The following is a 14197-nucleotide window of genomic DNA, read 5'->3' on the forward strand; positions in this document are numbered from 1 at the left end:
CAAGTGAAGAAATTAGAAGCAGCATAGCAGTCCACAGTTTCCGTAGACGCAGGTGGTAATGCCAACTATCTTAGGGGAAAAACGTTTACACATACAAGGATTGAAAGCAGGTGTATGTATGAATAGAACAATAAATCTGATGAATAGTATATGGTTTGGAGAGAAATCGACTCTTTCCCAAGCAGAAATCAAAGAAAACATTTTAAAAGCTGCTAAAGAAATGGAAGTTTTATTTAACTTGATAGAATTATATAAAAAAGGGGATTTTACTCAAAAGCCGTTATTGATTCAATTAATGAATCAGACCAAAGATGAAGCTGTCTTGAATCTTTGTATTAGAGTATTTTTAAATGTCGCAACACATGATGACTTAAAGGATTCAAATAATCTTCGATTTCTAAGTGAGGGCACAGAAGAAACGATAAACACTTTTGTTTCAGCAGCCATTACATCACTCTCTCTTCATATAGTTCCTTACTTATTGGCATTGCTAGAAGAGTGGGAAGATATTAGTGATACAGCTCTAATTATGAAAGATTCTATTAGTTTCTTCCTTAATTTTGAAGAACAATATGGAGAAGAGGCCACTGTGGATGAAATTGGGGATTTTTATTATAAATATTGTGATGATAATGATACGGAAAGTTATTACTATCAACAAAATTTAGCTTTTCCTGGAGACTTAGCAAAAAAATTAATGCAGAGAGTTATGATTGCTGCAAATAATGAAGAGCCATTAAGTATGGAATTAATTCCATCTTTATTATCAATTTGGACAGGTGAAAAAGTACCTGGGAAGTATAACACTGTTATCAGTGGAGGCAACTATAAAAGTTTTATTGATTATATAAATGGACTTTCGACTAAAAGCTGGGAAAAGGGAAGGAAATATTTCTACGGACATAAGCTTTAGAAATTATATTGGGGCGGTAACTGATAAACATATAAACTTTAAAAAAGTTCAAAGGGTAAGTAATCATAGAAATGTATGAACTAAAGCACTTGTCTACTATAATTGACAAGTGCTTATTTGTATTTTTACATACATAGTTCTAAGTACCATTTCTTCAATTTTTTCGATTATTGTCTAATTAATTGTACTTCATTTTTAATTTGCCTTCCATACAGCAGAAGCAGTCAAGAGTTATAGAAATTTTAAATTCACTTTTTATCCCGCATTAACTGGCAGTAAGACTCCCACTTCAAGATTTAAGAAAAGCGAAAAGATAAGTGGGAGATCAACTGCCCGTAAAAGCCCGATTGGTTCAACTAACAATCAGTGGGGGATGAAGAAAACCCCCACTGATCGAAGTTTCACTTTATCGTTATCTCGACAGACTATATCTAACCGTATCGATTTGGTGTTTAGTCTGGCTTTTAAAGAATCCCAAGTCATTCATTATAGTAACGAATTGGAAACCTTGTTGAACACGTTTCGACGCTTCTTCCGCCGTTCCAGTGACGATGCCGGCTACGATATTGTGTTTCTGACAGGCTTTCATTACTTTGTCAATTGCAGCTTGTAACTCATCGTTATTGTTGTCGCCAAAACAGCCCATATCCTGTGATAAATCAGCAGTTCCAATAAAGATACAGTCAAGACCTGGCGTTTGGCAAATCTCCTCAATATTTTCCACGCCTTTTTTAGTCTCACACTGCATGATGACATAGATATTATCGTTCACTTCGCCTTTATTATAATTCTCATACCATCCCCATCTTGGTCCGCGCCCAGCGCCTATACCTCTTTTTCCTAAAGGAGCAAGCTTCATATGTTCAATAATATATTGTGCATGCTCTTTAGTTTCCACCATAGGAATCATCAAACCATGAATGCCAACATCCAGCATTCGCGACATCATAGGTCCGTCATGTGGATGATAAACGCGAGCAAGTGGCGCCATGTCATATAGTTCCGCAGCCCGTATCATATTGACCATCGTTTCCATATCGGTTTGGGCATGCTCCTTATCAATGAGGACAAAATCAAATTCATTAAGTCCTAAAATTTCTACATTAGTGGGTGAGCCCGAAGCAACGAAGGCACCCAATACATGCCCGTTTTTCTCCAGCTTCTCTTTGACCAAATTACGCATCTTCATAATACTTACTCCTCTTTAAACCACTGCTGACAACAATTATAAACATAGATTAATCAACAGTGGTTCGTATTTATTTTCGGTAGTTTTCAATGAATTTACCATAGGATTCGTTGTACTCTTCTCTCAAAGGATAAAAAATATCCATATTAAGTACTGGTACAGGACTGTCGTAGACTTCAATATAATGCTCCACACCAGCTGGGACAGTAATCCAAGAACCCTTGGTCATGCGGTAGGGAACACCATCTACATAATAGTCACATTCACCTTCCAAGATAAGTGCAATCTGTTCATTTAGTTCATGGGTATGCGGGTTCTTCTCGTTACCATTCTCCACTTTATTGATTGTGACGTTGATGTTTTCGGCTCCCATACCGAATACTTTCCGTGTGATACCTTCTCTCACAAATTGCCATGGCAGGTTGTCCAGATTACCGTAATCAATTTTTGTCATTTTTATTTCCTCCAGTATCATATAATTATTTTTGTGTGACTTCTGTTGTTATTGGAAATTGAACAGTTCTTTCGGATTCTTCTTAGTCATAATATTAATTTCTTCTTCGGTGACTCCAAAATGTTCTTCCAGGGCATTGACGAAATTATACATTCCTTCTATTGGTGAACCATTAGCAGCTTGACCATAGTCAGTATCAATAATGATACGATCCACACCACAGGCATCTATCATCTCTTTGGCAACGGACAGATCTACTACTGCTTCCACTTTTGAACCGCTATCTTTAAACACACAAGCATTAATCTCAATATAGGCACCCATTTCTGCCCATCTCTTCATATCGTGAATGGTTGCTCCTACTTGATAATGGGGGTGGGTTACCAGGATACGTTTCATCCCCAGCTCCAAAGCTTTTTTGACTGTAGCATCCACTTCAATCTCATTACCATGTCCGGTAGCCAATACCATATCGTGCTTGGCCAAGTACTCAATTACTTCCACAGCTTTAGGATTAAGATTGCCATTTTCATCGGCTATAACGATTGGCTCTTCCTCTACATCCGAAGCACCTGCTCCACCAACAAACGCAGAGCCTTTGTGCCCATCGATATGCGTTTTAGAGGAGACGGTTGGAAAGTAAACCATTGCCGTGCCCATTTGTCTTGCTTTATCCACTGCGTTGACATTAAAGCCACCCACTGCATTATTAAGAACGAGACATCCGTAAACCTTACAAGTACCATTTCCTAAATGCTTCTCCACCATTTTCGTTCCTAATAGTGCCGGGATATAGTGATCCTTTACGACGAATCCTGCATAACCGACTTCTTCCGCAAGCTTCAGCATCTCAGCAGCATCTACTGCTCTATTTGCTGTAGACGGCCCACAGTGTACATGCACATCATACATACCTTTTAATATACTTCTATCCATTTTAGTTCCTCCTTATTGTTCTACTTTTTTCGAATAATGATATAGTAAGTAAAATTATTGTGTAATTAAGCTTGATAGCCGTTTGAAATAGGGTAAGCAGTATTATAAACCTGCAACTATTCTATATATACCAGTATTTGCTAAAATTCCAGCGATAATGGAAATCACAATTGCTACTAGGAACAGCTTACTAAAGACTTTCGTTCTCTCTTCCGCAGAAGGTTTAAATAAAGTTCCATAGGCAGCCAGAACCATTGCGCCACCTAGCGACAAAGGACTAATGGCAGCTGTGAATCCGCCATTGATGACGGTGCTAATCAATTCAATATTCATGAAACGATTACCGTTCAACTCATTCAATGATTCGACTGTTGGAATCAAAGTCGGAATAGGTCCCGCAATCGCTAGGGAGAAGAAGGACATAATCGACGAAGTGATACCAAGTAAAGGTGCCAACGTCCACTGCGTAGAAATGGAAGACAATAAGCTAGCTAAAAGAGTTAAACCGCCTAATGTATCAATAACACTTAGGAGGTTACCAATTCCAATACAGAGGAATATTGTCTCCCAGGGAACTCCCAGAAAGGCATCTTTTTCATCAGCAGCCTTACCAAGCAATAGGATTATACTGAAAACTAGCGCTGTAAGTCCCGCATGCGTTTTTAAAAACATGATAGCGAGAATCATCAATACCAGCATCAACAAGGTCAGTTTTTGCTTGCCATTGAAAATCGGAAGATCAATTGGCCCAGCGTTACTTTCCAATGACAACGCCCCATCAGCATGTTGGTTTCTCTTCCATCCGCGGAAACCAATATACGATAAAATTCCAGCAATAAAGAACATGATTGTACCATTTAAGAGAATTTGTGTAGCGTAATTAGGGTGGCCGGCATTAGCGATAATTAAGTTGGCCGTATTCCCAAAAACGCCCACCTGTGTCATAAGTGTAGCGTTTGCTCCAAAGATAGTCAGAACTCCTATCATGATAGGATTGTAGCCCATCTGATAACCAACACCCATGGTAATCGTAGGCAACACCACATAACCGGTTAAACCTCCAGGGTCGACAACCGTTATGAGAGCGCTTACTAGAAAGACCATAAGAGGATACAAGGCAGCATAACGGCCAAATATTGCAAACAATTTCTTGGAAAGTAGTTCCAGAGATCCATTGTTTTGCGCAATCGCAAAGAAGAAAAACATTCCAAATAAATTTAGAAATAGACTCGTAGGAAAACCAGCTACAACATCTTTGCTTGATATCCCGCTCATCAATCCTAATACTATTGCGACCGCAAGGGAGATAATTCCTATATTCTTTTTTGTAAAAACTCCCAATGTGATTACAAAGATGAGGGATAATAAAGAAATTACTTCCATTCAATACCTCCTATACTTTTTATTTAGCTAGTTTTCTGACATCAATGAAGCAATCCATTATCCTTCATTTATTATCTTTAACTGCTTTGTTAATTTTATATTACTAACTTAGGAAAGCGTTTTCAGTATCATTTGATACACAGAGATTAAATTATTTTAAATATTAAGAATCTGAAAGAGATATAGAAGAGAAAGATTAGTATAGTATAATGTATAAATGAAACTGTATTTACCCACAAAGCATCTATTTTAATTTAATTATTGTTATTTTAGAGAAGGAGGTATGAGCAGTTTGCGAAAAAATAATCTATTTTTTGAAAATCAGTTTATAGATTTTAAGTCTCTTTTATTAGAAATAGGGGAGAGGTATCTGCTGGAAAAAGGGAGCATCGTAACCAATAATGTGGAGCCATTATACTTGTACTATGTAGAGGAAGGTATCTTTAGATTATCGGTCAATCATATAGAAGGTGTCAGCAAGACAATTTGTTTCCACGGTGGAGGTTCTATTTGTCCTTACTCCTTAAGCAGACCGATCGATGGCAAATTCCATATCGATGTCGACTTCTTTTCAATAACCGCTATCACTGACATTCAGACAATCCGCATTCGGCCGAAAGATTTCTATCAAGCACTGATGGAGAATCCTAATTTAAGCATCACCATGTTGGATTATGTCATTATGCACTCCAATCTATTCATGCACGAATCGATTACTCTCAGCTATGATTCTGCTTTCGTGAAGACCTGCAACATCGTTTACATATACACGCGCTCCTTGAATAAGGCAGGGATTAACCTTACTCAGACGGAAATTGGAGAGATAATTGGGGAGTCAAGGTTAGAGGTTGCGCGTTCCCTAAAAAAACTGCGTGATCAGGGGATCATTAAAACATCCCGAAGTGGTATTGAAATACTGAATCCAGAACTACTCAAACTGAACTGTAACCCTGATTTTGTTTACTAATCGAGTAGGTAACAATCAAGCATTTAAATACCAATGAATTTTCAGTATAACTAGTAAAATTATCTTTTAGACCCAAGAGGCGAGACAGGCTACGAATACGAAAAAATATGATACTGAGGGAGATAGAGGACTAAATAGTCTTCAAAAACATAATATAAATAAAACCTAAATTTGAGTAATATAATCAAAATTGACAAGAGGATAAAAGGTATTGAAGAGAATACCAGAACCAACATTTCCTATTTCTAATATTTAAAGCTAAGGAAAATGTATCAAAAGTTGTAAGCTAACCCAATTGCAAAAAATACAACTAATTGGTGAGCATAAGCAAATACATAATGTGATAGAAAAGAAAAACATAAGGAATATAATTTCGGTAGGAGATCTTTTACAATAAATACTTTTAAGAGGCGGTTTTTTCCATAAGCAAATAATTACGAGCCCATTATTCCAGGGGAAATCCTGAGATAAGGGGCTATTTTTATTGCTTAAACTTGGAATATATTTAGGTATTTTACATGCAACAAGCAATTAGATGGAAGTTAAAATAATATACATTGACGTTGATAAACATTATCATATACAATTATAAATGAAATTGATAATCATTTTCATTTGAAGTTTAGAAAGTTACTCTTACTTGTTATTAAAAAGAGAGCTTAGATTAATTTTAGTTGAAAAACGAAGATGAATGAAGGAGGAAGACCTATGTATGATCGTTTTGTAATACTAGAATCTTTTCAACAACAAGTTAGCTGTTGCTGTCCGGGACAACAGCATCAACATATTATTGAGTTCCGACAAGGAGACGTTTGGACAATTACAAATGAACGGAAATACGTCGATCTTCTAGGATGGCATTTGTTAGTAATCGTCAACAGTGAATTTAGATTTCTAATGCATGTGGAAGATATAGAGAGTCTATATAATAACGGTAGTATTTGTTCCGTATTAGATTTTGAGCTGAAAATTTTACATTTGAATTTTAAAGTAAATGAAACACTAGATGCACATGATAAGGAGTCATTTCTATTATTTGCAAATGAATTGACTAATTTGCAGGAGATTAAAGATAAAATGTACTCTTTAGATGTACAAGTTTTTTGAAATATTCAACCGCGTATATAACAGCAATATTATATCAGATTGAATAGTTGAAAAAGTCTCTTGAGAGTTCCCTTCTGAGTTTTTTCTCATTATCTTGAAGAAAGTGGTTCTATCTTTCCTCTTTTTGATTACACTTACTGTAGGAGAGAGTGTAAGGAGGGGAAGAGGATTTGACGAAAAAATGGGGAATAACTGCTTTATTGATATTTGGAGTATATGCATTAGTTATGTATATTTATATTTTCCATAGTGGAAGTGGTGGTATTCCAGCAACATTGAAAGGGACAGTTGCTGACCCGGATACGTTTATGACGGAGCGTGAGTTGTACTTAAGTGGAGAGTATTCAAAAATAAGAAATTTCCTCTTTTTTGTTTTAACTCCGTTTGAATGGCTTATTTATTTTTTTATTTTGATTACTGGTCTTTCTCAATTGTTTGAAAGATGGCTTCCTTTAAAAAACAAATGGGCAATCGTAAAAAATGCGGTTTATTTATTTTTATTATCGTTTTTCCTTTTTATCGTATTGTTTCCATTAGATTATTACAGGTATTACTTAAGCAAGTATTACGGAATAAGTACGCAAGCTTTTTCTTCATGGATGAGGGACAATCTAATTGATTTTTGGATTACGCTGGGGGAGACTGTACTCCTAGTAACCGTTCTTTATTGGCTAATTAATAAAAGCACAAAGAGATGGTGGTTGCATGCTTGGTTATTAATGATTCCTTTTACGATATTCTTGATGTTTATCCAGCCTGTCGTAATTGACCCTTTGTATAATGATTTCTATCCACTGACGAATAAAGAGTTGGAAACGAAAATTTTGGAAGTTGCAGAGCAAGCGAATATTCCGACAGAGCATGTATATGAAGTGAATATGGCCGAAAAGACAAATGCACTAAATGCCTACGTTACAGGTATTGGAAGTAATGCAAGAATTGTTTTATGGGATACGACGTTAAGCAGATTATCGGAAAGTGAAATTCTCTTCATCATGGCACATGAAATGGGGCATTATGTGGAGAAGCATATCTACTTCGGAATTGCTGGTTATCTTTTAACGACGTTTGTTGGACTTTGGTTAATGGCGAAAATAATGCCCTGGATCATCGCTCGTTTTGGACGTGTCTTAAAAATTAATCGATTAAATGCCATCCATTCGTTGCCATTATTTCTCCTCATGTCTTCTTTTTTACTGTTGCTTCCAGTCCAGTATCAAATTACGTCTCTAGGTATCAAGAAACTAGAGCCGATCACTATGCAATAGAGTTAATGGCAGATCCCGAGGCAGCTGTGAGCACTTTCCAACAATTAACGAAGGCTGGATTAAATGAAGTGAACCCTCCACTCCTTGTAAAATGGTTTCGATATGGCCATCCAACAATGTTAGAAAGAATAACTAGAGTTGCTAATGAAAAAGAACTCAACGAGCAAGATGCCCGATGAGTTCCAATTAAATGTAGGAGGTGCTAGCTGTATTAGCACCTCCTATATGATTATATACGTGAGTGGACTTTTTCTCCTTGAACCCAGACCTCCCGAATATTTTCTGGTCGAACTAGATACATTATTTTTTGGAAGACATCATCCAAATCTTCCTCCTCGTTGAAAATAGGTAATTTTGCAGTCGCTAGTTTCGTATCGATGATTTGTACGTCCCATGCATAATTTTCTGTTAACCGTCCAATTGGTAAACTTAAACCTTCTCCTCCACCCGCAGTTGCCAAGTAAAATGCCTCGTTAATCGTTATACGCGAACTTGGCACGCCCCGCTCACTAGCAGGAAGCGTGGTATCTACACCATCCTCTAACATTCTGGATGAGATGACAGCCTGTCTAGCATTATCGAAAAGGCTAGGCGAAAAACCACCGGAAATATCGGAGCCTAACCCAATCTCTACTCCTTTAGCATGCAAATGAGCAATCGGAATGACGCTGTTGGCAAAGTAAGCATTGGATATTGGACAATGGCAAACCGCCGTTCCTGTTTCAGCAAACAGATCTGCATCGTTATCATCTAAGAAGTTGCAATGGGCCATTACCGATTTCTCACCTAATAGGCCAAAATCATTCAATGCAAAGGCATCGTTCTTTTGGAATCGATCTTGTACATAGCCATGCTCCCAATCACTTTCACTGCAGTGTGATTGAATATGTGTATCGTGTTTAGCGGCAAGCTCTCCCAAACCTTTTAAAGCATCATCCGTACAGCTTGGGATAAAACGAGGTGTAACTACTGGATATACCCCTTGTTTAGTAGTTTTGGCAAGTTCTTTTACAGCTAAAATAAATGCTTCCGTATCTTCTAATGCGGTCTCGGTACTTGCATCTCGATAAAAGTCGGGATTTTGATCTGGGTTATCCATGACAACTTTTCCAACTAGACCACGTTGACCTTTATTAGCACAAATTTCCGCTAGCATGAAGCTCGCTTCTTTATGCACAGTTGCAAAATAAAGAGCAGTAGTCGTTCCATTGGCTAGCAGCGTATTTACTACCTCTTCATAAACAGTTTTAGCAAATTCTAAATTCGAGAACTTAGATTCAATGGGGAATGTATATGTATTTAACCAATCATAAAGAGGGATATCTAGAGCTGTTCCAGATTGTGCCCATTGCGGAGCGTGCACATGTAAATCGATAAAACCAGGTAAGAAATACTGACCTTCAGCTAAGCGGTGAAAGTTTTCTTTACCTTCATAAGCATTTAGTAAAACCGAATAGTCGTTATCTGTTGGTGCCACAACTTGCTCAATCATTCCTTTATCGTTGATACAAAAGAGATAGTCTTCTAAGATTTCTACTTCCTTTGGCGACTTGCTAGTAAAAGCAGTTCCTTGAAAAACTTGCGCATATTTATTCATAAACTACACCTCATTGTTCGTATTTTAGCCGTTATATTCGTAATTATAGGGGAATAGAGAGAGGGAGTCTATCGTTTTTAAGGAAAATACAATAAAAAGCGAGAGCAAAAATAACCCTCGCTTTTTTCTATTTATCAGTATTGTTTATCTTCTTTTTTTCTTCCCAAGGTCTTTGCTTGCAATATTTTTCTCTACTATTTTTTCAAATTCTATATATACATGATAGGTGTTTTCATCTATTTCTGTTATATTTACAACTTTTCCTTTCCGCCCTTTTATTTTTATATCTTCTCCTACTGAAGGTATACTTCTTAACGCTTGATTTAACACTTTTGTCTTATTTTCATAAAAATGAACAGCAAACATTCTTCTTGTCCCCTTTTCCAGCAATTTATCATTTCTAAAAGTTAGAATTCTTCTATTTTATGATGAGCTTGAAGAGTTAGAACTTGAAAGATAAAAAATGTCACACTAAGAAAGCAAAAATGATTGAGGAGCGATAGTTTAGGTGGAAAGTAAGATAATGGGCACCCACTTTTGGTTAATAATATAAATTATTATCTTTTCGCTTTTCTTATATCTTAAAGTGGGAGTCTTATTGACCCGTTAATGCGGGATGAATTTTCTTTAACACTCGTCAACAACTTCCATTATTTCCTTTATAGCCTTTGATGTTTGTACATGATGAAGCCATTTAGCGTTTGCCGTTATTTTGCTTTTGGTGTGAATCTCAACAATGTCCATATCTTGTAATATTGTTTGAAGGGATTGTACTTCACCATTCACTTTGGCAAAGGACATTTTGCTTGCAAGTGAAGGATTGAATGCATATGCAAAATCGATGATATTCGAGTTTGCTGGTAGTATAATCACATCCATTGTGGAAGTAAACACAGTTATTTCTTCTTGGAATAACTCAAAAGATAATAACTCACAAAATGCAATGGAATTATTCGAAATTGATTTTATAGTGTGAATGGAGTTTCCTAATAGTTGCTCACTAAGATTTCGCATATTGGTTTCTTGTAAATAGTCAAAGACTCCGTTTTTATAGAAGCTATGCGTTCTTTCATCTTGGATATAGACATGGACGGTTTGATTATTGATTTTAAGCTTTGTTTTTAGCTGTTTTAAAAATGGATGTTTTTCAATCGCTATTTCATCCATAAACTGATTAGGTACAGGTTCAAATAATGAATGGATAATTCCTAACACAGTGTAACAATTTAGCGCAGTTTTAGTTGTAACATGAATTCTAAAAAGATCAGAAATAGCATTTCCTTCACTTATCTGATTATAGGACTTGAATAGAGGAGACATACGAAACTCTACATGAATAATGATGTTATTTGAATCGCATACTTGAGCTTTTTGAATGAACTTTTGAAAAATAGGAATGTAATCTTTCGTAGAATCTTCCGCTCTTTGTTTAAATTGTTTATACCGAGTTGAATTTAAATAGCTAAACGCTAAATCTTCTAACTCCTCTTGCAGTCTGTATAATCCAATCTTTTCAGCTAGTGGAGAAAAGAATAATAATGTTTCATTGGCATATGGTATTTTCTTTTCGATTCTTTTGATTGCAAGGGTTCTCATGTTATGGAGACGATCCGCCAATTTTATGGCAGCTACGCGGATGTCTATGATAGCGGTTGAAAGAAGCTTTTCTGTGTTAACAGCGCCGTATTCCTCCTTTGCGATTGACCCTTTTTCAAACTTTGTTAAACCATCTACAATGAAAGCAACTTGTTTGCCAAAATGCTGTTCGATCTCAGATAAGGTAATTTTCGTGTCTTCCACCACATCGTGTAGTAATGCACAAATTAGTGATGTAATATCTGCTTTGTATTCTGCTAAAATTAGGCTTACTTCAAGTGGATGGGTGATATAGGGTTCACCCGTTGCCCTTTTTTGTCCATTATGCGCTCGCTCGGCAAAGTCCATTGCCTGTTCTAATTGTTTAAATTCAGCATTAGACAAGTATTTGCATCTATACCTCAGCAACTCTTTGACTTTATTAATCACCGAATTCACCTCATTTTTAACATATTATACAGGAGTAGTTGAAGAAATAAAGTATTTCTATTCAGAACTATTAGATAATTATAATTGAAAATGTCCCAAAGCAGTAGCTAGCTTTAGGACATTTTTGTTTAGAGTAAGCTTATTAGTAGATAACCCGCAGTACACCAAATAAAAACAGCGGAGCATTTATTGAAAATAGTCATTAGCTTACCTGTTCCATCAAGCTTTTTGATCGTTGCACCTGCAACTGTCAACCCGAAAAACCAACACCAGGATACAATGATACAGGCGGCTGTAAATAACAATTGCTCTGTTCCTACATATTTTAAAGCGCTAGTCCCTATGACACCAATCGTGTCTAAAATAGCATGCGGGTTTAACAGGGAAACGGACATCGCAAAGACAATTTGTTTCTTTGGTTTTAAACTTTTCCCCGTTTCTAGGCTAGCAGGCTTGGATTTCCAAATAGAGTATCCCATATACAACAGAAAGACAATCCCTACAATCATTAGTCCCAATCGCAACCCCTCCAATTGCAAGACGATAACAGACAAACCAAATACCGCAAGTACAATTAGTAAGGTGTCACAAAGTGCGGCTGTAATAGCTGCAGGAAAAGCCTTCAACAAACTTGGTTGGCTAGCACCTTGTGAAAAGATAAAGACATTTTGTACGCCCAAAGGCAATATAAGTCCAAATGCTAATAAAATTCCGTGTAATATCGCTTCCAAATTAAAAACTCCCTTCCATAAATAGTTTAGCTATGTTACAACTAGAAGAAAACAACCAATTGGATGGTTTCTAAACCAACCAATTTAAGGAGCGATTTTTTGAGCTGGAAACCGGATCGACATTCACATCTGTCACTACATATCCAAATTGTTGATTGGATGACAACACTTATTAGTCGCGGGGAATGGACAGTTGGCATGAAACTCCCACCTCAACGCAAGTTAGCCGAGTTGTTAGGCGTGAATCGTAGCACAATCATTGAAGTTCTGGACGAATTAAAAGCGGATGGATTACTTGAAATGAAAAGAGGAGCTGGTACTTTTGTATCGAATAACTCTTGGAATATGTTACTCAATAAATCACAGCCAAATTGGCACAAACATATAGAAGCAAGTATCCATAAACCAAATTATCATACAATCCAGCTCATTAATGAATATGAACAAGATTCCTCTATGATTAGGCTTGGTACTGGTGAGCTTTCCCCAGAACTACTGCCTACTAAGCTTTTAGAACAGTCACTTCAATCTATTTCATTAAATGCGCGAGATATCGGATATTCTGAACCAAAGGGAAGCAAAAGACTACGAATAATTTTAAGTAACTATTTGAAAAGGCGAGGAATACATATTGCTCCAGAAAGTATCTTAATTGTTTCAGGGGCATTGCAAGCTTTGCAATTGATCTCCGTTGGTTTACTGGAACAGCAATCAATCATTTTTCAAGAGCATCCTTCTTATTTAAACTCAGTTCATCCGTTTCAATCAGCTGGTATGCAAATGGTATCCGTCGAGCAGAATGAACGCTTAGCTAAAACATTAAAAGCTGCACGAGGGAAAAAACAATCACTTTTCTATACCATACCGACTTTGCATAATCCAACAGGAAGTAGTTTAACGATTGAGGAGCGCAAAAGATTATTGGATATTTGTACAGCATTACAAATACCAATTGTTGAAGATGATGTGTATCATGAATTATTGTTTGAAGAATCTCCGCCGGCCATGAAATCTTTGGATAAAACAGGGCAAGTACTATATATAGGAAGCGTGTCCAAAACATTAAGCCCTGGATTAAGAATTGGTTGGGTTGTTGCCCCTGAAGCCGTTATTAATCGACTCGCGGATATTAAAATGCAAACAGATTATGGATCGAGTGCTTTTTCACAAGAAATAGTTGCCTATTGGCTTTCTTCTGGTTTATATGAGGAACATGTTACAAACTTGCGCCATCAATTAAAAGAGCGTGCTTTATTCGTAGAGACTATTCTCGAAAAAGATTTTAGTCAGATTTCTACATGGGAAAAATCAAAGGGAGGATTCTATATTTGGTTAAAATTCAACGAGCCAATTGTAAATAAAGCGCTATTTTTGAAGCTCATAAAACAAAACATACTTATTAACCCTGGTTATATATATGATCCGAGCGATTTACATCATATTCGACTTTCCTATGCATATGCCACTTTGGAAGAGTTAAAAGATGGATTAAAAAACTTATTGGCCGTTATTAAATCTGACTCATGTTCTATATGATGGAAAGCAATCCCGATTTGGGGTTGCTTTTTTATATCACTTATTGATATATTAATTTTAGTTATATCAGTAGGTGATATAGTAAGGAGGA

12 protein-coding genes and 1 pseudogene are annotated in these 14197 nt (G+C 36.5%); 5 read left to right on the top strand and 8 right to left on the bottom strand.

The genetic code is table 11. From position 1 onward, the window contains the following. The first annotated feature begins 118 nt into the window (after positions 1-118). Positions 119-913, top strand: a complete 795-nt coding sequence (gene imm47 / locus OR571_RS17230; protein ID WP_282244575.1) for an Imm47 family immunity protein — start codon at positions 119-121, stop codon at positions 911-913. A gap of 412 nt (positions 914-1325) precedes the next feature. Here the strand turns inward: imm47 and OR571_RS17235 are convergent, their stop codons facing one another. The 4 genes from OR571_RS17235 to OR571_RS17250 all read right to left on the bottom strand — a co-directional run bounded on the left by OR571_RS17235 (position 1326) and on the right by OR571_RS17250 (position 4875). Then, positions 1326-2102 (bottom strand): HpcH/HpaI aldolase family protein, encoded by a 777-nt coding sequence (locus OR571_RS17235; protein ID WP_282244577.1) that lies wholly within the window; start codon positions 2100-2102, stop codon positions 1326-1328. A gap of 70 nt (positions 2103-2172) precedes the next feature. Further along, positions 2173-2556 (bottom strand): cupin domain-containing protein, encoded by a 384-nt coding sequence (locus tag OR571_RS17240; RefSeq protein ID WP_211356347.1) that lies wholly within the window; start codon positions 2554-2556, stop codon positions 2173-2175. Between the two features lie 48 nt (positions 2557-2604). Further along, a complete protein-coding gene (locus OR571_RS17245; RefSeq protein WP_282244581.1) occupies positions 2605-3492 on the bottom strand; it encodes a DUF6282 family protein in 888 nt (295 codons plus the stop codon). 102 nt (positions 3493-3594) lie between these two features. Beyond that, the gene (locus tag OR571_RS17250) at positions 3595-4875 is read right to left on the bottom strand and encodes an SLC13 family permease (RefSeq protein ID WP_282244582.1); all 1281 of its coding nucleotides are present in this window, start codon (positions 4873-4875) and stop codon (positions 3595-3597) included. 292 nt (positions 4876-5167) lie between these two features. Here OR571_RS17250 and OR571_RS17255 point away from each other — a divergent pair, with 292 nt between their 5' ends. The 3 genes and pseudogenes from OR571_RS17255 to OR571_RS17265 all read left to right on the top strand — a co-directional run bounded on the left by OR571_RS17255 (position 5168) and on the right by OR571_RS17265 (position 8396). Then, positions 5168-5842, top strand: coding sequence for a Crp/Fnr family transcriptional regulator (locus OR571_RS17255; protein WP_282244584.1), 675 nt, complete (start codon positions 5168-5170; stop codon positions 5840-5842). A gap of 708 nt (positions 5843-6550) precedes the next feature. After that, entirely contained in the window at positions 6551-6949 is a 399-nt protein-coding gene (locus tag OR571_RS17260) for a hypothetical protein (protein ID WP_282244586.1), read from the top strand. Between the two features lie 170 nt (positions 6950-7119). Further along, positions 7120-8396: pseudogene (locus tag OR571_RS17265) on the top strand (M48 family metallopeptidase). A 50-nt stretch (positions 8397-8446) separates the two neighbouring features. Here OR571_RS17265 and guaD read toward each other — a convergent pair. The 4 genes from guaD to OR571_RS17285 form a co-directional block, all read right to left on the bottom strand. After that, positions 8447-9814: a guanine deaminase gene (gene guaD / locus OR571_RS17270; RefSeq protein WP_282244588.1), complete on the bottom strand. Its 1368-nt coding sequence runs from the start codon at positions 9812-9814 to the stop codon at positions 8447-8449. Positions 9815-9958: 144 nt separating this feature from the next. Further along, positions 9959-10180: a hypothetical protein gene (locus OR571_RS17275; RefSeq protein ID WP_282244590.1), complete on the bottom strand. Its 222-nt coding sequence runs from the start codon at positions 10178-10180 to the stop codon at positions 9959-9961. A 261-nt stretch (positions 10181-10441) separates the two neighbouring features. Beyond that, a complete protein-coding gene (locus tag OR571_RS17280; RefSeq protein WP_282244592.1) occupies positions 10442-11839 on the bottom strand; it encodes an HD domain-containing protein in 1398 nt (465 codons plus the stop codon). Between the two features lie 128 nt (positions 11840-11967). After that, positions 11968-12570, bottom strand: coding sequence for a LysE/ArgO family amino acid transporter (locus OR571_RS17285; protein WP_282244594.1), 603 nt, complete (start codon positions 12568-12570; stop codon positions 11968-11970). A 99-nt stretch (positions 12571-12669) separates the two neighbouring features. Here OR571_RS17285 and OR571_RS17290 point away from each other — a divergent pair, with 99 nt between their 5' ends. After that, positions 12670-14106: an aminotransferase-like domain-containing protein gene (locus tag OR571_RS17290; protein ID WP_282244595.1), complete on the top strand. Its 1437-nt coding sequence runs from the start codon at positions 12670-12672 to the stop codon at positions 14104-14106. The last annotated feature ends 91 nt before the right edge of the window (positions 14107-14197 follow it).

The organism is Psychrobacillus sp. NEAU-3TGS, assembly GCF_029955155.1.
In the GTDB taxonomy this organism is placed as follows: Bacteria; Bacillota; Bacilli; order Bacillales_A; family Planococcaceae; genus Psychrobacillus.

Coding starts and splice junctions, on each gene's coding strand:
- imm47 (WP_282244575.1), top strand. CDS start 119: ATGAATAGAACAATAAATCTGATGAATAGTATATGGTTTGGAGAGAAA.
- OR571_RS17235 (WP_282244577.1), bottom strand. CDS start 2,102: ATGAAGATGCGTAATTTGGTCAAAGAGAAGCTGGAGAAAAACGGGCAT.
- OR571_RS17240 (WP_211356347.1), bottom strand. CDS start 2,556: ATGACAAAAATTGATTACGGTAATCTGGACAACCTGCCATGGCAATTT.
- OR571_RS17245 (WP_282244581.1), bottom strand. CDS start 3,492: ATGGATAGAAGTATATTAAAAGGTATGTATGATGTGCATGTACACTGT.
- OR571_RS17250 (WP_282244582.1), bottom strand. CDS start 4,875: ATGGAAGTAATTTCTTTATTATCCCTCATCTTTGTAATCACATTGGGA.
- OR571_RS17260 (WP_282244586.1), top strand. CDS start 6,551: ATGTATGATCGTTTTGTAATACTAGAATCTTTTCAACAACAAGTTAGC.
- guaD (WP_282244588.1), bottom strand. CDS start 9,814: ATGAATAAATATGCGCAAGTTTTTCAAGGAACTGCTTTTACTAGCAAG.
- OR571_RS17275 (WP_282244590.1), bottom strand. CDS start 10,180: ATGTTTGCTGTTCATTTTTATGAAAATAAGACAAAAGTGTTAAATCAA.